The sequence below is a fragment of the Bradyrhizobium sp. SZCCHNS3002 genome (genome assembly GCF_032377435.1).
GTDB lineage: Bacteria > Pseudomonadota > Alphaproteobacteria > Rhizobiales > Xanthobacteraceae > Bradyrhizobium.
Map to the genome: position 1 here is coordinate 158,033 of NZ_JAUHHY010000008.1, position 17,464 is coordinate 175,496.

Sequence of the window (17,464 nt, forward strand, 5' to 3'; positions counted from 1 at the left end):
AGGCGGACTATTATATGTTGTTGTCACGCACGCTCTCGCTCAAGTCGGAACCGGCCGGGAACCTGCATTCGATCGACGAGCTGTTCGCGCTCGCGAATGCGATGGAGCAGGAGGCGGCCGATCGCTACGACGAGCTGTCCGGAGAGATGCAGCGTCAAGGCCGGCTCGATCTGGCCGACGTCTTCGCGAGGCTGGCCGCGGCCGAGCGCGAGCATGTCGACAGTGTCGCGCAATGGTCGCAAGCGCGTACGGGGCGCGCCCCCGATGCGTCGCTGGTGCGCTGGCAGCCGCCGGAGACCTTTGAGCCCGGCGCGGCGCGCGAAATTCAGGATTCGCGGTTGATGACTCCTTACCGCGCGCTGTCGATGGCGGTGCGCAACGAGGAACGGGCCTTCGCGTTCTGGTCCTATCTCGCCGCATTTAACGATGTTCCCGAGGTCAAGAGGGCGTCCGAGGCCATGGCGCGGGAGGAGCTCGGTCATGTCGCGACGCTGCGCAAGGAGCGGCGCCGTGCCTATCATCTTGAGACCGACGCCAGGCGCGCGGCGTCAGTGGCGTCGGACGCCGGCACGATCGACGCCGGCCGGCTGGAGCGTCGACTCGCCGAGCTGCTCGACGCGATGGCGGCGCGCGCCGCAGGCCGCCCGGCAGATCGCGTGGGCGAGCTTGCGCGCGAAGCCGCGGCAATGGCATCGGACGTTGCGGGCCTGTTGCGCCTGCCGGCTGGGCCCGCGCAAGCCGATGCAGCCGTGCTGGCGGAAGCGCTCGCGGACGCGTATCTGGAGCATGCGGAGCGAGCGACCGAATCGGACCGGCTCGGTCTCATGCAGCGGCTGGCGTCGCAGGCGATCGCGCGGCTGGCCTGGCTGCGGTCGCTCGGTTGAGTCCGACTGCAGCGCTGCTCGGCGAAAGACAAGGGTCGCCCAGCCAGGCTGGACGACCCGGTCATCATGAGGCTCAGTTGCGGGTCGGCGCCGGCACGGCGGTGCGGTTCGCCGGCACCGTGACGGGCTGGAAGGAGAACACGTCGCGACTGCGCGGATCGACGGTCACCTTGAGCCAGCGCACGTCGTTGTTGCCATTGCCCTGATTGTCGCCGAACGTTTCGACGCGAACGAAGTTCTCAAGCCGCTGGCCGGCAGCGTTGAGGAACGGCTGGTCGATCCGGAAGTAGTGGGAATCGCCGTGGACGTAGGCGACCGGCTTGCGGAACGCCTCGACCTCGGTACGCAGCGCAGTCAGGAAGCTGACGAAGCCATCGGGCTGCCCGTCGGTTTCGGCGAGCGTCTTGGGATCGCGCAGCGGCGCACGCGTCGGGTCGGCTTGGTCCCAGCCCGGGTTGCCCTGGGTGATGAACATCACCGCAGCGGAATTGCGCCTCTTGGCTTCAGCGAAGGTCTGCTGCATCCACAGAATCACGGCCGCATTGCGCGCATTGTATTCGTCCGGATCGGGGTTGGTGTCGCAGAGATTGTTGCAGGATCCCTGGATGTTGAGCGTCGCATAGGTCACGCGGCCGAGGGTCCAGCGGCGATTCTCGACGCAACCGACCTTGGTGCCATTGGCGCTGAGGCACAGCGGATCGGTCTGCACCTCCTGGCGCAGCTTGCGCTGGCCGAGCGAGAACGGTGTCGAGAAGAATATCTTGCGCTCGTAGTCGAGCCGGTCGCGCGAGTTGAAGCCGCCGTTCGACGGGCGATCGCAATCGACCCAGTCGTTGTCGCCCGGCGTGAACATGGCCGGTGCCTCCAGGCTGTTGAAGAAGGCGAGCGCCTGGGCGTAGAGGCCGGCATCGCAGGCGGAATTGGAGCCCTGCTTCAGGTCGCCGTCATGCGCCGTGAACTTCAGCCGGTGGGCGTTCATGTCCGCGATCAGGTTCGGGACGCCGACGGTGGCCTGCAAGGTGGAGTAGGGTAGGTCGCCCCAAAGGCCGATGGCGTAGCTGTCGTCATCGTCGTCGAAGCCGTGGTCGTGCGCGAGGCTTGGCGCGGCAGCGGCGAACGCGAGCAACGACACCGTGACCGACAATGTGAGCAGTTCGTGAAAGGCAGATTTGAATGATGATCGAAGTGACATTCTGCAAGATCCCCCAAGACCTCGGTTGTATCGCGCCGCTTCACTCAAGCGGCGGCGGGACGATGCGGAGGGTCGATAACGGGGGCGTGACGATCAGCTGACAATCCGCTGACGGATTCACGATGTTGCGGATCGGTGCGTCACTGAGAGATTGTCGCAGCTGGCGACGCAAAAAGGCCCGCCGCATCGTCTGCGGCGGGCTGTTTTTCACGGCAATGATGTCAGCCGTGGACGCTCGGTCGATCAGCGATCGTCGCCGGAGTGTCCGTCGTGGTCGTGGTGGTGCCAGCCGCCGTCATGATCGTGGTCACCATCGTCGTCGCTGAAGGCGAACAGGTTCATCAGGTCGCCGATCGCCGGACGGTTCTTCGGCACATAGCGGTGGTCATCCCGGTCATGGATCGGGTTGGGCAGCCGGTCGCGGCTGACGGCGGAGATCGTGGGCAGCCGCCAGTTGCGCTCGATGAATTTCAGCAGCGACACGTGATCGTAATAGGTGTGGTCGACATGGCCCTTCTTGGCCAGCGGCGAGACCAGGATGAAGGGGATCCGGGTGCCGTCGCCGAGAAAGTCGACCGGTTGGACATAGCCGGAGTCGTAGTAGCCGCCGCCTTCGTCGGTCGTGATGAAGATCGCAGTCTTGGCCCAGAGCTGAGGATTGGCCTTGACCCGATTGATCAGCGCCTCGAGGAATTTCTCGTAGAGATCCGTGGTCGAATCGGCGGGATGACCGGCGAGCGCCTCGAACGGACGCACGAACGACACCGCCGGCAGCGTGTTGTTCTGCACGTCCTTCACGAAGGCGCCGTAGTTCTGCAGCTTGGCTTCCTCCGCCGGGGTCTTCATGATCTTGTTGAAGCCGGTGAGCGGGTCGCAGATGCCGCAATAGGAGTGGAACAGCAGCGGCACGCCGTCGACGCTGCTGGCGAAGGTGGTGGTGTCGTCACCGCGGTCGGCGCTGTAGTACTTCCAAGAAACGCCTTTCGCCGTCATCACGTCGGCGATGGTCGGCGCGCTCTGCGGCGGCAGCACGAACTTGTCCGAGCCGAGCGCGTTCGACTTGGCGCTGGTCTGGTTCCAGAACATGCTATAGTTGTTGACGAGGTAATAGTGGTTCGGCGCGCAGTTGTTGCTGGTGACGCCGTTCTTGAACAGCTGCTCGTTGACGGCGGCAACGCCGGGCGCGCTTGGGTCGGAGCAGTTGACGTAGGATCCGCCGCTGTAGCCGTCCTGCTTGTAGTAGTTGTTGGTGCCGGGGACGGGATCGGGATTCTCGATCTGGTTGGCGTAGGGCACGGCGGGGGTGCCGTTCAGCGTCTCGGGATTGGTGAAGAACGCAGCGTGGCCGGTGACGAGGGCCTGGAAGTTGGCCCCGGTGCCGCCCATGATCGCTTGGTGATAGTTGTCGCTGATCGCGTACTCGTCGGCGAGCTGCTTGAAGAACGGCGCGTCACCCGGCTGGGCCTTGCCGGAGGCGTCGGTGAACGGGTTCATGTTGTAGAACCCCATCGAGATGGCGCCTTCCATCGGGTTGAACCCGCCGGACGGATAAGGCTGCCCGTTCGACCCGGTGCCGATGGTCTGTTCGACCCACACGAACTTGTCGTGCTTGCCGCCGTCGATGTCCTGCCACATCTGGAAGAAGCGGTGTACCGGATCTCCAGTATAAGCGGCGTATGAGACGTATTTCGAAATCTGGTACGGCCCATTGGGAAGATTGGCCGGGAAACGGGTGTCGAGGACGTTCTGCGGCAGGCCGATTCCATAGGTGGTGTAGGGTTGCGGCAGCGTCGCATAGGCGCCCGTGGACGCGGTCTCGGCAGTATAGCGAACCTCGTCGCGGCCGATCCGCTGCTCTGCCTTCTTGAAGTGCCGGCCCGGCGTGCCGTCTTCGTTGACGATTCCCTTGCTGAGCAGATTGTCGATCGTCTGCCCCGGCTTCGGCTTGTACGTGCCGAATAGATTGTCGAACGTGTGGTTTTCGCCGACGATGATGATGACGTGCTCGATCGGTGTGCTCGTCGCCGCTCCGGCGAAGGCTGGCGCGACGCTGGTCGCGGTAAAGACGGCAGTGGTCGCAAGGGCAAGCGCCTTGGACCGGGTGACTGTTCTGGACATGACATCTCCGGACGGAGTGGGGTAGCGGCGCGCACAGGCTGATGCCGGCTCGCCTGCGGCAATTTATCGCGGCAACAAATTGCAATGCGGTGTCGGTCTTGCTTCGGTTTTGTGAAATGCAGCCGAGCTGCGCGAGCACAGGAGACAAATGCGCCCCATCGCATCGGCCCAGCATCGCGTGCCGGGCCGTCTTCACTCCAACGCTGCAGGGACCGGCTTTCGCCGAGCTATGAACTGGCGATGCTGGTCAGAGCTGGCCCGGCACCCAGTCCAGCGCGAGGGCCTGGCCCTGGGCGATCTGGCTGGCCGACATCTTCGAGGCCACGGCGTTGCGAAGCCGCAGGAAATAGCTGCGCTGAGTCGACCTGGCATGCCCGGCGGCGAGGTTGAGCCATTTGTAGGCGAGCACGACGTCCTGCGGAACGCCATGTCCCTTGTCATACATCAAGCCGAGCATCGCCTGGCCGAACGGATTGCCGGCTGCCGCGGCCTGGCAATAGAGATCGCTGGCGACCTCATAGGCCTGCGGGGTCCCGAAGCCGTTTTCATACATGAAACCCAGCATCGCCTGGGCGCGCGGATCGCCGCGCAGCGCGGGCGCTGTCAGCACGCGGACGGCGCGGACGAAGTCGCCGCGCGCATAGGCGATCCGTGCGGTGCTGACCGAATCTGCGCGAACGGGCGAGGCCAGTGCACCCAGCAGCAGGCTGGCTGCGGTGCAGACGATGGCGACGCGCCGCATCGTCGACCGAATCACTTGCTTGGGGTTAGCGGGTGGTGCGGACACGCAAATCATCCGTGATGCTCGCTCCGACCGATCCGCGGAGCTTGGAACGGAGTTCTTCGGCCACCTGATGCGCATCGCTGCCGTCGCGAATGATCTGCGGCCGGATGAAGATGATGAGCTCGGTCCGTGTGCCCTTCTTGCCCTGATGCGAGAACGCGTCGCCAAGAACCGGGATCTCGTCGAAGCCCGGAATGCCGTTGCGATTGCCGTTCTGCTGCTCGCTGATCAGGCCGGCCAGCAGCACGGTCTGGCCGTTGGCGACGGAGATCGCGCTCTTGACCTTGCGCTGCGACACCGTCGGCGTGAGACTCGTGGCGGTCTGGGCCGCGACGTTGCTGATCTCCTGCTCGACCTCGAGTCGCACATTGCCGTTGGCGGCGATGCGCGGCACGACGCGCAGGATGATGCCGGTGTTGCGATAGTCGATGGTGTTGACGACAGTATTGCTCGACGACAGTACGGTCGCGCTGCCGGTCGAGACCGGCACGACGTCTCCGACCTGCAGGGTGGCGGTTTGGTTGTTGATCACGACCAGCGAGGGATTGGAGAGCACCTTGACGCTAGTGACAGTATGGAGTGCGTCAAGGATCATGTTGGGCGAGGCTTCGTGCCCGATCAGGAAGTTGAAGCCGGGCAGAGCGCGGTTGATCAAGGCCGTCGTCGCCGCGGATGTCGTGGCCGTGGCCACCGACGTGGCTTGCGTATTGGTGATCGACCCCTTGTCGGTCCCGAGGCCGAGCACCTTGCTCGAGAGATAGGCCTGCACGCCGTAGGACAGCTCGTTGGTGAGCGTCACTTCGGCAATCGTCGCGTCGATGCCGACCTGCAGCACCGGCTGGTCGAGCTGCTGCAGCGTGCTGGAGATGATGCGGTAGTTCTCGCGGTCGGCATAGATGAGCAGAGAGTTGTTCACCGTGTCCGGGGTGATCCGGACATTCGGCATGATGGCCTGGCCTCCGCCAGCACCACTGCTGCGAGGCTCCAGCCCGGTCGAGGACGGCGTGCTGCTGGAGGACGATGTGCTCGAGGATGACATGCCCGAGAGACCACCGCCTTGGGATCTGCTCGTCGGATTGGCGCTCGAACTCGATGAGCCGGCTGCATTGGTGTTAAAGGAGAGCCGATCGGCGACCGAAGTCGTCGTGCCGTCGGAGCCCGGCGCGGCCTGGCCGTCGGCGCTGTCGGTGGAGGACGAGCCGGCGCCGCCGAACATGTCGGTGAGCACCTTGGCGAGCTGGCGCGCGTCGCCGTAGCGGACCCGGTAGACGTGGACGCTGGTGCGCCCGGAGTCGGCCTGATCGAGCCGGCGGATCCAGGTCGCCGCGCTCTGCAGCAGCGCCGGCTTGCGCGTCACGACCATGATCGCGTTCAGGCGATTGACGACCTGCAGCTTGACGAGATTCTGGCTCAATCCGTTCTCACCAGAGTCCATGATCTTTTCCAGCTCCGCCATCAACGGCTCTGGCGCCGAATTGCTGACCGGGAAGATGCCGACGGACTGGCCGCGCATCCAGTCGACGTCGAAGCTCATCACGGTTTCGATCGCGGAGCGTCGCTCGGCTCCTGTGCCCTGGATCAGAAGCAGGTTCCGGGTGGTGTCGGCGCGCACGCTGCCGGCGCGGGTCGCGAAGCTGTCCATCAGCTTGAGGATCGTCTGCGCACCGACATATTGCAGCGGCACGACGGAGACGCCGTAGCCGGGCTCGGCGCGGCCGGCTTCGCCGTCGACGCGTCCGGCTCCGATGGCGTCGCCGAGCGGGGTCAGCTTGTAGCCACCGCCTTCGCGGACCAGCACGACGCCGGACAGGCGCAGCGCGCTCTCCAGCACGAACAGGATGTCTGATTTCGGCACCGGCCGCGCCGACACCAGGCTGACGCTGCCCTGCACGCGGGGATCGATCGCGTAGCCCGCGCCGAGGATGTCGCCGATCACGACCTTCGCGACCACTGCGATCGGCGTGTTCTCGAAATTGAGATCATAGCCCTTGCCGTCCGCCGCCGGCAGCGGTCTGACCTCGGCGACCTCCTGAACCGTGGTCCCTTGATAGGTCCGCGCGCTCGCGCGCTCGACCTCGGGGCGTCCCTGGATCGATGCGACCGGTGCATTGTCGCGCGGCAGGATGTCGAGCGAGCGCACCTTGTCGATGACATCGACATCGGCAGGCGCGCTGGCCTGGGAATTGAGCGTTGCCATGTTGCAGGAGGCGAGCAGCACCGCGATCGCCAGCAACGAGGCATGTCTGACAACCGCAGCGGACTGGCTTCGATTGCCGATACCAAACATGGACTTACCGATCTACTCGTGTTGACCGGCCGAAACGGGGCAGCGCCTCGGTTTGACCGCGCAGCCTGCATAACGGTCCAATATGACACTTATGTATAATTGGCGGCTGCCGTCCGACCTTTGCGCCGCGTGTGTGTCTGAAATGTCGGCGCCTCCGGCATTCGTACGGCCGTCATGTTCGCGATCAATAACGTGGGTCACCAGTAGCGGCGTGCCGAGACGATGGGCCGGCACGGGCGCCACCCGGATCACGCCATGAGCGGTACACTGTCGACCCAATTCCATGCCTATCTTCGCGAGCGCCATCCCCAGGCGGCGGGCGAAGGCGGAGCTGCGGCCGAAACGCAGATCGCGCTCTGGGACAGGTTCGGCCTGACCGCCGACGTTTTCGCGGAGGAGGTCGCCGGCTTCACCGGATTGGAGCGCGTCGCACTGCGCGAACTGCTGGCGGCACTGCCCGCGGTGAGCGAGTTCTCCGACCGCTTCCTCCGCGAGGTGCTCGGCTATCCCTACAAGGATTCTGACGGCGCCGCCGTGTTCGCGATGGCCGATCCGACCGATCAGGCCGTGCGCCGGGCCGCGGAGCTGGTGCTCGGCCCGCAGACTCTCTTCAAGGTCGCCTCGCATGAGGATATCGCCGTTGTCCTGGACCAGCGGTTAGAGGATTCCGGCGAGCCCGACATCTCGCCGGCGCAGGAGCTGCGCGACGACGACATCGAGAGTCTCCGCGATCTCGCCAGCGGCGCGCCGGTCGTCCGCGCGGTGAACGATCTGATCGAGAAGGCCGTAGAGATGCGCGCCAGCGACATCCACATCGAGCCGTTCTCGACCGGGCTCGTGGTCAGGCTGCGCGTCGACGGCCTGTTGCGTCCGATCGCGGCGCCCGCGGGCGTGTTGCCGCAGGCGGTGATCTCGCGCATCAAGATCGTTGCCGGCCTCAACATTGCCGAGCGGCGGCTGCCGCAGGACGGCGCCGCGCGCATCCGCGCCGGCCGCGCCGAGATCGACGTTCGCGTTGCGATCATGCCGACCCAGCACGGCGAATCGGCGGTGCTGCGCATCCTGCCGAAGGATCGCTCGCAGCTCGTCGCGAGCCGTCTCGGTCTCGCCACCCAGGACGACGCCGCACTCCGGCGCCTGATCACGCTACCCCACGGCATGATCGTGATCACGGGGCCGACCGGCAGCGGCAAGACCACGACCCTGGCGACGATCCTGTCGCTGCTCAACACGCCGGAGCGCAAGATCCTCACCGTCGAGGATCCGGTGGAGTACGAGATTCCCGGCATCAACCAGTCGCAGATCAAGCCGGCGATCGGGCTGACTTTCGCGAGCGCGCTGCGTTCCTTCGTGCGTCAGGACCCCGACGTCATCATGGTCGGCGAGATCAGAGACAGCGAGACGGCGCATGTCGCGGTCCATGCCGCGCTGACCGGCCATCTCGTGTTGACCACGCTGCACACCGAAACCGCGGCCGCGGCGGTGCCGCGCCTGCTCGATCTTGGTGTCGAAGGCTTCTTGTTGCGCTCCACCTTGCGCGCGGTGATCGCGCAGCGGCTGGTGCGTCAGCTCTGCGATCATTGCAAGGCGCCGGAGGCGCTCGATGAAGAGACATGCCGCCAGGATCCACGTCTTGGTCATCTCGGCCTCGTCCCCGGCGACATCACCTGGCACCCGAGGGGATGCGAGCGATGCGGCCAGAGCGGATATCGCGGCCGGGTCGGCGTGTTCGAGCTGCTCGAGCTGACCACCGGCCTGCGCGAGCTGATCGCGGATAGTGCCGACGGCCTCGCGATCGATCGGCTGGCGATCCGGGAAGGCATGACGACGATGCTCGACGACGGCGTCGCCAAGTGCCGCGCCGGCGTCACCTCGGCCTCCGAGCTGCTTCGTGTCCTCGTGGCGCGGTGAGGTGGATCGTGCCGAGCTACCGCTATCGCGCTCTGACGCAGTCCGGTGAAATCGTCGTCGGATCTCTCGTCGCGCCGTCGCGCAGCGAGGTCGAACGGCGCATCTCGTATCTGCAACTTCTGCCGATCGAAACCGTGGAGGAGAAAAAGGAGCGGACCGGCGCTGCGTCCGGGCTCTCGTTCGGCGCTCCGTCCGCGACTGAAGTGACCACGTTCACGCGCGACCTGGCCCTGCTTCTCAAGGCCGGCGCGCGGCTCGACGACGCGCTCGATCTGTTGTCCGGCGATTCCGATATCGGCCGCCTCCGTCCCGTGGTGGCGCGGCTGCGTGCGGCGATCATGGCCGGTGAAAGCTTCGCCGATGCGGCGGCCGCCCAGCCGCAGTTGTTCTCGCCGATGTATGTCGCGCTGATGCGCGTCGGCGAATCGTCGGGAACACTCGATCACGTGCTGACCGCGCTGGCCGGCGAACGCGAGCGGTCGGAGGCGACGCGCCGCAAATTGACCGACGCGATGCAATATCCTGCCTTCGTGTTCCTCGCGGCGATCGGCGTGATGCTGTTCTTTCTCGTGGCCGTGCTGCCGAATTTCTCGGCCGTGCTGCGTGACTTCGGTGGCCGTACCGATACGGCGCTCGGCTTCTTCATGACGCTGTCGGATCTGCTGCGCGCCAATGCAGCCGCGATTGCACTCGGCTGTGCGGCGCTGCTCGCGGCAGGCTGGTGGCTGTTGCGTCAGCCCGCGGTTCGCGCCGGCCTGGCCAGCGTCGTGGCCGTCATGCCCGGCATCGGCAGCCTGCTGCTGTTCTATCGGACCAGCCTGTTCTGCCGCAATCTCGGCCTGCTGCTCGGCTGCGGCGTCAATCTGAGCGCGGCCCTTCGCATTCTCGTCGATGTGATGGCCGTGACGTCGTCGCGTGCGCCTTGGTCGGCAGCCGCGGATCGCGTCCGTCACGGCGGCAAGCTGTCCCAGGCATTGTCGGCCGACAACATGCTGCCGCCGATGGCGCTGCGCATGCTGCGGCTCGGCGAGGAGACCGGCCAGTTGCCGACGCTGTCGACACGGATCGCTGAGTTCTACGAAGCCAAGCTGCAGCGCGGCCTGGATCGCGTCGTCGGCATCGTCGGCCCCGCCGCCATTCTGCTCATCAGCGTGGTTGTCGGCGGCCTGATCGTCTCGATCATGACGGCTTTGCTTTCTGTGACGCAACTGGTCGGCTGATGACTACCAAGGAGAATGACATGAGATCGGACACGCAGAGCAAGCCGGCCAAGAGTGCCGACCGTGAACACGAGCGCGGCTTCACGCTGGTCGAGATGCTGGTCGTGATCACGATCATCGGGCTGATCATGGGTCTCATCGGCCCGCGCGTGTTGAACTATCTCAGCGAGTCCAAGACCAAGGCGGCGCGGATCCAGTTGCAGAGCTTCTCGGCGGCGCTCGACCTGTTCTATCTCGATGCCGGCCGCTACCCCTCGACCTCGGAAGGCCTCGCGGCGCTGGCGCAACGGCCGGCCGGGTTGAGCGCCTGGAACGGTCCCTATCTCAAGGGCGGGGCAGTGCCGAAGGATCCGTGGAATACGGCCTATGTCTACCGCGCACCGGGCGATCACGGCCCGTACGACATCCTGTCCTACGGTGCCGATGGCCAGGAAGGCGGCAGCGGGACGGCGGCGGACATCGTGCTGGGAACGCCGACGCAGACGAGCGCGCGCAGTGAATGACGGCGGCCAGCGCGGCTTTACGCTGCTCGAGATGGTCTGCGTGCTCGCGATCGTCGCGCTGCTGGCGTCCGTCGCGCTGCCTTATCTGCCGCGGCAGACGTCGCGGCCGCGGCTGCAGGCCTACGCGTTGCAGGCGGCGACACTGCTGAAGTCGGACCGTGCCTCATCGATGCGGACCGGCGCGCGCGTCGACACGGAGATCGACACGTCGCGCCGCTTGATCCGCTCCGGCAGCAGCGCGGCTGCGCTGAAGCTGCCCGACGACGTCGCATTCCTGGCGACGTTGCCGCGCAGTTGCCAGCATCGGCCGGTGCTGGCGACCATCACCTTCTTTCCTGACGGGCTGTCCTGCGGCGGCGCCATCACCTTGTCGCGCGCCGATCTGAGCCTGGAGATCAGGGTGAACTGGCTGACGGGGAGGATCGACATTGTCTCGCGCGTGCTCGCCAATGGTTGAGATCGACCGCCGGAGTGAAGCCGGATTTTCGCTGATCGAGGTGCTCGTCGCGCTTGCCATCGTGAGCGTGTCGATCATCGCCATCGGCGCCGTGGTGTCGCGCAACGCGGCCAGCGTTCGCAAGCTCGAACAGCATGTCACTCTGGTCACCGACATGAGGCTGGCGTTGGCAACGATGCTGGCCGATCGCGGCCGGCTGCAGCCGGGCAGCATCGATCAGCGCTCCGGCTCCGGGTCGGTGGTGCTGCTGCTCAGGCCGCTCGGCGGCGATTGGAATGAGCCGGTGGGACAGACCGGCTGGATCCCGGAGGCGGTGACCTTGCGCGTCAAGACCGGCTCGGGCGCGGTCGCCGATGTGCAGACGGTTCGCCTGGCGCGAGGAGCGCGATGATGACCGCCCGATCCGATCGATCCCGAGAGCAGGGCTTCGCACTGATCGAGGCACTCGGCGCGCTCGCGATCGCCGGCATCGTGTTGTCGGCGCTTGCCGCGGTGACGTCGCAATGGCTGCCGGCGTGGAAGCGCGGATTGGATCGCGTCCAGCGCGCCGAGATGGTGGCCGCTGCGCTGCGGCGGGTCGGCGATGATCTCGCTGTCGTGCAGTTCGTCTCGGCCAATCGCGAGCAGAAGGGACCGTTGTTCGTGGGCGACGAGGTCTCGGCGATGTTCGTGCGCGCCGAACTCGGCCCCAATGCCGGACATGGTCTCGACATCGTGCGCATCGGCGAGGAAGGGAGCAGGGGCGAACGCGCTCTGCGGCGATCGCGTGCCATGTTCGAGCCCGTGCCGGTCGGCCAGCCCGTGACCGAGCATTTCCGGTTCCGCGATCCCGTGGTGCTGCTGTCGGCGCCGTTCCGGATGTCGTTCGCCTATGCCGACGGGACGATGGCGTGGACGTCGGAGTGGCGCGATGCGACCAAGCTACCATCCGCCGTGCGCATGACGGTTTATGACGACAGCCGTGGCGGTGCCGCCGTTCTCGTCAGCGCAGTCCGTATTCACGTCGATGCGCCGGGCGGCGGCTTTGCGGATCCCGGAGCGGCAGGCACCGCGAATCCGTCGGCGGGTGCGGGCGACCCGCCGCAGCTGAACAAGAGCGAGCCGATCGACTGATGCTGGTTCGCTCCTTTACCAGAGGTTCTGCCCAGAGGCGCGGCGCACAGGATGGCTTCATCCTGATCGCGGCGCTGTGGATGCTTGCGGCGTTGGCGGCCCTGGTCGTTGTCGTCTCGCAGCAACTCGGCAGCTCGGCGCGGTTGCTGCGGCTCGAGGACGAGGCGGTCGAGGCCGATGCGCTGGTCTCGGCGGCCATCGAACTGTCGGCGTATCGTCTGCTGCTGTCCAAGGACGAGGAGCGGCCGAGGCAGGGCGGTTTCCGCCTGGCGCTTGCAGGCAACGACATTGCGGTCTCGTTCGTCAACGAAGCGGCGCGGATCGATCTCAATACCGCGTCCAAGGACATGCTCGAAAATCTCTTCGTCACGCTGGGCGTCGAGCGCGATGCTGCCAAGGATCATGCCGAGCGGATCGTTGCGTGGCGCTCCAAGCCGTCCGACACCGCCAAGGCGCAGGCGGAGGAGGCGCGCTATGCGGCGGCCGGTCTCAAGCGGGTGCCGCGCCTGGCGCCATTCGCGCATGTCGGCGAGCTGTCGCTCGTCCTCGGCCTTCCCGCATCGCTGGTTGATCGGGTGCTTCCGCTGGTCACCGTCTTCAACGGTTCTCCGGGAATCGATCCGACGATCGCGGCGCCGGAGGTCGTTGCCGCATTGCCGGGAATGACGCCGCTGATCCTGAAGGATTTCCTCAATGCACGGGCGTCGTTGTCACAGGATGCCGATACGCTCGCCAAGATGTTGGGGCCTGCTGCGAAGGACGCCGCCAAGGGCAAAAGCAAGGCTTATCGGCTGCGCATCGTCGTCGGTCCGGCGGGCGGGCTTCGTCACACTGCGACGGCGGTGATCGTTCCCGGCGAAGGCGAGGAGCCCTATCGGCTGCTGGCGCGCCAGGACGAGGGACCGCAGCCGAGGGGAGCGCTTCAGGCGCGGAGGATGCCATGAAGCTGACCGAAGCGATCGAGCGCGGACTGACGGTGTGGACGGAAAGCGTCGCTACAGCGATCGAGGCCGTCGCCGATCGGCAGCTCAGACGCCCGCGAGTCGTGATCCGCTACGATCAGCCAGAAGCGATCGTCATGACGGTACAGACGCCGCCGAAGGCGAGACCGATGCTGGCGGCGGCACGGCTGAATCCGGCTTTGGGAGCGGCGCAGGTCGGGCTCTCGCCGGAGTGGCTGCGAACCTTGCGCGGTGCTGTCCTGGACATCCATCTGGCCGCCGAGAACGTCCTGATCCGGCCTCTCGACTTTCCCAAGCAGGCGGAGCCTTTTCTGGACGGCATGATCCGGACCCAGATCGGCAGGTTGACGCCGTGGAATCTCGGACAGGTCCTCTACGGCTACAGCGCCCCGCGCGCAGCCAGTGATCGGATCGCGTTGACGCTCGCGGCAACGCCGCGCGCTCTGGTCCAGCCCTTGCTCGCCTTTGCCGATCAGGTCGGCATTGCCAAGCTCGTCATCACCGCCGACGTCGGCCCAACCGATGGCGGTCCGATCCAGATCTTCAAGACGTCGCTGCGTTCGTCGCTTGCCGGCGGCCGTGATCTCGGGCGCGTGCTCAAGCTCAGCTGGCTGTCGGTCGCTGCGACCACGGCGGTGCTGCTGATCGCGACGACGCTGATCAGTGGATATCTCGATGGCGAGATCGAGGACGCACAGGCGCAGGTCACGCGGCTGCGTGCGGCGCTGCGGCCCGCGATGGGCGCCACCGCCGCCGACGGGCTGCTCGCCAAGCGCAAGCAGACCAGCCCCGCCAGCGTGATCGTGCTCGACACGTTGTCGAAGATCCTCCCCGACGGGACGTATGTCGTCGAGATGCATGTCGAGAACGATCGGCTGCAGATATCCGGCCTGACCCAGGATGCACCCGCGCTGATCCGGCTGATCGAGCAGTCGCCGCAGTTCAGCCGCGCCACCTTCTACGCGCCGACGACGCGCACCGCCGGCGAAGCGGGCGAGCGCTTCCACATCGAGGCGCGCATCAACGCCTATTTCGGAGACCGGGCATGAACTGGTCGACATCGCTGCGCCGCATGTTCGTGAACTCACCGGCCGTTTCTGCGATCCTCTATGCGGCGACCATTGTCGCACTGCTCTGGCTTGGTGCCGCTGGGGTCGTCGATCTCGTCGCCAGGCGCGACCAGCTCAATGACACCAACGCGCAACTGGCGCAGTTTTCCGGACGCAAACGGCCAGCCGGCAATTCCGCCGCAGGCAGCGCGACGGCTCCGGGTGGATCGGTGTTCGTGGAGGGACGAACGGTCACCATCGCGGGCGCGGCGCTGGTCCAGCGCCTCACGGAGGCGATCAGCAAGGTCGGCGGCAGCGTGCTGTCGACCCAGGTCGAGCTGCCGGCGGCACGCGCCAACACCAACCTGATCAGCGTGGTGGCAAGCTGCGAGCTCGAACAGCCGGCGTTGCAGCAGCTGCTCTATGATCTCGAGGCCGGATTGCCGTTTCTCTTCGTCGATCAACTGCATGTGCAGCAGCCGCTGGCCGCCGCAGCCGGCGGCGTGGGACGATTGACCGTGCTGGTCACCGTGTCGGGTCAATGGCAAGGAAAATCGTGATGCGATCGTTCGTAGGCTCGGGCCTCGTCACCTTTGCCACCGTGTGCGTGCTTGCAGCTTCGCTCAGCCGTGCCTGGAGCGAGACGGCGGATGGTCTCGAGCCGGCCACGCCCGTTCAGGCCGCGCCCGCGCCCGGCGCCTCCGAACCGCCGGCCGCCATGTCAGAAGCTCCCAGCGCAGAAGCTCCGGGGGGCAGGAGTGCCAACCCGCTGTGGGATGTTCCGATCAGTACCCTTTCGGCGACACGTGATCGTCCGATCTTCTCGGCGTCGCGGCGGCCGCCGCCGGTTGCCGCACCCGTCACGGTGATGCGGGCGCCGCCGCCTGCGCCGCCGAGGGAGCCGGAACGGCCAAATCTGCAGCTCGTCGGCACGGTGATCGGCGACGAGGAGAGCTTCGGCATCTTCGTCGACGCGGCGTCGCAGGCATCGCTGCGCTTGCGGGTCGGCGCTTCGCATGAGGGATGGGTGCTGCAGTCGCTGCGACCGCGTGAAGCCTCGCTGCTGAAGGCGCCGGAGACCGTCACTCTGCAAATGCCGCAGCTCGGCACAGCCGGCAGCGGCGACGTGCAGGCGGGACCGATGACCCCGCCGGCGCCGCAGGCCGGACGCGAGCGGATGGCGCGGCGGGCGCGCTGAGGTCAGCGGCTTACGGCAATCAGAAGGTCACGAGCAATTCGCGGCCGGTGGCCTGCAGGGCGAGTACGGCCAGCAGGCCGAGGACGAGGAACGGGCCGAACGGCAGCGCCGTCTGGCCCGTCAGCCGTCGTCCCATGACGAAGAGAGCGAGCGCCGCAGCGAGTGCCGTCGTCGTGGCGATGAGCAGCAGGATCGGCAGATTTGGCAGGCCGGCCCAAAGCGTTGCAGCCATCAGAAACTTGACGTCGCCGAGGCCCAGTCCCTGGCGGCCGCGGGCCATTGCGTAGAGCAGCCGCAGCAGCAGCAGCGCCAAGCCGATCGCGAGGGCTGCGGCGCAATTCCACAGCGCCTCGGGCAGGTCGACGAGCGTCGCCAGTCTTGCGAAGCCGCTGGCGGCGACCAGCGCATTCATCCAGTCGGGCAGCAGCCCGCTGCGCAGATCCGTCCAGATCAGGCCGGCGCAGGTCAGGAGCAGCACGGCAATGGCTGCGATATTGATGGCGTCGGTCACGCGAGGCGGGGATTGGCGGTGTCGGATCGCCCGAGCATAGGCCTGCTCAGGACGCGAGCGATAGTCCCGCCATCATCAGGCCGATCGCGGCGACCCAGCCACCGACCGCGCGCACGGCGATTCCGCGCCAGCTCGATACCGGCTCGGTTTCAGGACGCCGGAAGGTGAGCGCGAGCGCCATCACGAGGGTGATGGCGACATAGCCTGCACTGGCGAGCCCGGCGGCGTACAGGAGACGGTCGGTCTGCGGCACGAGCTCGCCGGCATTCGCTGCGCCGCGCATCAGCCCGAGCATGAATGCGATCGCGCTCAGCAATGTCACGGGAATGCGCAAGGCCGCGGCCAGCAGCAGCCCGAGAATGAGAATGGTCGCGGCGTCGACGAGCGGGGAAGCCGGGGCGAGCCCCGACCCGGCGGCGAGCGCCAGCCCCGCGCACAGGCCGAGCGGAAACACCACGACCAGCCAGCGTCCGCTCGCCGCACCGAGCGAGCCGGCCAGCAATCCCAGCGCGACCCAGACCACGACGTCCTGCAGGGTGAGCAGCGGATGCAGGGCGCCGGCGTAGAAGTCACCGAGCCGGGCCGATACGATATGCGCATCGGCGAGCTGCGCTTGCGCCAGCAGCAGCACGGATGCGAGCAGGGCGGTCCGGTGGTACGTCCTCATGCCGCGACTCCGAGGCTCGCGATCAGGAAGTAGCCGCCGAGCGCGGCGATGGCTGCGCCGACGCCCTGGATGATACGCTCGCCGCCGGGCCAGCGCGCGAGCGCGCCGATGGTGATGCCGCAGGCGTGGAGAAGACCGGTCGCGACCACGAAGCCGCAGCCATAGGCCAGGGGATTCGCCGCCGTCGGGAGCTCGATGCCGTGCGCGTGGCCATGAAAGATGGCGAAGATCGCAACAATGATAGCCGCAATCGCGAACGGGACACGGACGCGCAGGGCGACAGCGAGGCCAAGGACCAGCGCTGACAGCGCGATGATGAGCTCCGGGACGGGCAGACCGATCTTGAGGATTCCCAGGACGGCTCCGAACGCCATCACCAACGGGAAGACGACCGGCAGGATCCAGATCGCCGCGCCGCCGAGCTGCGCGCCCCAGATGCCGACTGCGACCATTGCGACCAGATGATCCAGCCCGGTCAAGGGATGCAGCAGACCACTGGCGAGGCCGCCGCCGACGCCGGTCTGCTCATGGGCAAAGCCAGGATTCGCAGTCAGCAGCGAGAGCAAAGCCGCACCCAACACGGCGTGCAGGAGTTTGCGCGCGATCAT

The 17,464-nt window shown here is 66.5% G+C and carries 18 protein-coding genes; 11 read left to right on the forward strand and 7 right to left on the reverse strand.

All coding sequences use genetic code 11. The features are described from left to right. The first annotated feature begins 14 nt into the window (after positions 1 to 14). Positions 15 to 884 carry a ferritin family protein gene (locus tag QW845_RS18390; RefSeq protein WP_315802972.1) on the forward strand — a complete coding sequence of 290 codons (870 nt, stop codon included), beginning with the start codon at positions 15 to 17 and terminating at the stop codon, positions 882 to 884. Between the two features lie 73 nt (positions 885 to 957). On the opposite strand, the gene QW845_RS18395 is transcribed toward QW845_RS18390, so the two are convergent. From QW845_RS18395 to gspD, 4 genes are all read right to left on the reverse strand, one after another. Further along, on the reverse strand, positions 958 to 2,076 hold the full coding sequence (locus tag QW845_RS18395) for a hypothetical protein (RefSeq protein WP_315802973.1): 1,119 nt from the start codon (positions 2,074 to 2,076) through the stop codon (positions 958 to 960). 243 nt (positions 2,077 to 2,319) lie between these two features. Next, positions 2,320 to 4,194 (reverse strand): alkaline phosphatase family protein, encoded by a 1,875-nt coding sequence (locus tag QW845_RS18400; RefSeq protein ID WP_315802974.1) that lies wholly within the window; start codon positions 4,192 to 4,194, stop codon positions 2,320 to 2,322. Between the two features lie 247 nt (positions 4,195 to 4,441). Beyond that, positions 4,442 to 4,936, reverse strand: a complete 495-nt coding sequence (locus QW845_RS18405; RefSeq protein WP_315802975.1) for a tetratricopeptide repeat protein — start codon at positions 4,934 to 4,936, stop codon at positions 4,442 to 4,444. Positions 4,937 to 4,961: 25 nt separating this feature from the next. After that, on the reverse strand, positions 4,962 to 7,265 hold the full coding sequence (gene gspD, locus QW845_RS18410) for a type II secretion system secretin GspD (RefSeq protein WP_315802976.1): 2,304 nt from the start codon (positions 7,263 to 7,265) through the stop codon (positions 4,962 to 4,964). Between the two features lie 255 nt (positions 7,266 to 7,520). Between gspD and QW845_RS18415 the strand changes: the two genes are divergently transcribed. Genes QW845_RS18415 through QW845_RS18460 form a run of 10 tightly spaced genes read left to right on the forward strand, consistent with a single transcriptional unit; the run spans position 7,521 to position 15,678 of the window. Next, a complete protein-coding gene (locus QW845_RS18415) occupies positions 7,521 to 9,176 on the forward strand; it encodes a GspE/PulE family protein (RefSeq protein WP_315802977.1) in 1,656 nt (551 codons plus the stop codon). Between the two features lie 8 nt (positions 9,177 to 9,184). Further along, on the forward strand, positions 9,185 to 10,396 hold the full coding sequence (locus QW845_RS18420; protein WP_315802978.1) for a type II secretion system F family protein: 1,212 nt from the start codon (positions 9,185 to 9,187) through the stop codon (positions 10,394 to 10,396). A 20-nt stretch (positions 10,397 to 10,416) separates the two neighbouring features. Beyond that, complete coding sequence (gene gspG / locus QW845_RS18425) at positions 10,417 to 10,899, forward strand: type II secretion system major pseudopilin GspG (protein ID WP_315802979.1); 483 nt, start codon at positions 10,417 to 10,419, stop codon at positions 10,897 to 10,899. Further along, complete coding sequence (locus QW845_RS18430; protein WP_315802980.1) at positions 10,892 to 11,356, forward strand: prepilin-type N-terminal cleavage/methylation domain-containing protein; 465 nt, start codon at positions 10,892 to 10,894, stop codon at positions 11,354 to 11,356. Before gspG ends, QW845_RS18430 begins: the two co-directional genes overlap by 8 nt. Next, positions 11,349 to 11,747 carry a type II secretion system protein gene (locus QW845_RS18435; protein ID WP_315802981.1) on the forward strand — a complete coding sequence of 133 codons (399 nt, stop codon included), beginning with the start codon at positions 11,349 to 11,351 and terminating at the stop codon, positions 11,745 to 11,747. Before QW845_RS18430 ends, QW845_RS18435 begins: the two co-directional genes overlap by 8 nt. Continuing rightward, positions 11,747 to 12,469: a type II secretion system protein gene (locus tag QW845_RS18440; protein WP_315802982.1), complete on the forward strand. Its 723-nt coding sequence runs from the start codon at positions 11,747 to 11,749 to the stop codon at positions 12,467 to 12,469. The genes QW845_RS18435 and QW845_RS18440 overlap by 1 nt, the downstream gene beginning before the upstream one ends. After that, positions 12,469 to 13,413 carry a type II secretion system protein GspK gene (locus tag QW845_RS18445; protein WP_315802983.1) on the forward strand — a complete coding sequence of 315 codons (945 nt, stop codon included), beginning with the start codon at positions 12,469 to 12,471 and terminating at the stop codon, positions 13,411 to 13,413. The genes QW845_RS18440 and QW845_RS18445 overlap by 1 nt, the downstream gene beginning before the upstream one ends. Continuing rightward, entirely contained in the window at positions 13,410 to 14,480 is a 1,071-nt protein-coding gene (locus QW845_RS18450; RefSeq protein WP_315802984.1) for a PilN domain-containing protein, read from the forward strand. Before QW845_RS18445 ends, QW845_RS18450 begins: the two co-directional genes overlap by 4 nt. Next, on the forward strand, positions 14,477 to 15,040 hold the full coding sequence (gspM, locus tag QW845_RS18455; RefSeq protein WP_315802985.1) for a type II secretion system protein GspM: 564 nt from the start codon (positions 14,477 to 14,479) through the stop codon (positions 15,038 to 15,040). Before QW845_RS18450 ends, gspM begins: the two co-directional genes overlap by 4 nt. After that, complete coding sequence (locus QW845_RS18460; protein ID WP_315802986.1) at positions 15,040 to 15,678, forward strand: hypothetical protein; 639 nt, start codon at positions 15,040 to 15,042, stop codon at positions 15,676 to 15,678. The genes gspM and QW845_RS18460 overlap by 1 nt, the downstream gene beginning before the upstream one ends. Before the next feature lie 19 nt (positions 15,679 to 15,697). On the opposite strand, the gene QW845_RS18465 is transcribed toward QW845_RS18460, so the two are convergent. From QW845_RS18465 to QW845_RS18475, 3 genes are read right to left on the reverse strand one after another with little or no spacing between them, the layout of a single operon-like run. Further along, positions 15,698 to 16,189 carry a prepilin peptidase gene (locus QW845_RS18465; protein WP_315802987.1) on the reverse strand — a complete coding sequence of 164 codons (492 nt, stop codon included), beginning with the start codon at positions 16,187 to 16,189 and terminating at the stop codon, positions 15,698 to 15,700. A 46-nt stretch (positions 16,190 to 16,235) separates the two neighbouring features. Further along, the gene (locus QW845_RS18470) at positions 16,236 to 16,856 is read right to left on the reverse strand and encodes a HupE/UreJ family protein (protein WP_315802988.1); all 621 of its coding nucleotides are present in this window, start codon (positions 16,854 to 16,856) and stop codon (positions 16,236 to 16,238) included. Beyond that, positions 16,853 to 17,464: a HupE/UreJ family protein gene (locus QW845_RS18475; RefSeq protein WP_315802989.1), complete on the reverse strand. Its 612-nt coding sequence runs from the start codon at positions 17,462 to 17,464 to the stop codon at positions 16,853 to 16,855. The genes QW845_RS18470 and QW845_RS18475 overlap by 4 nt, the downstream gene beginning before the upstream one ends.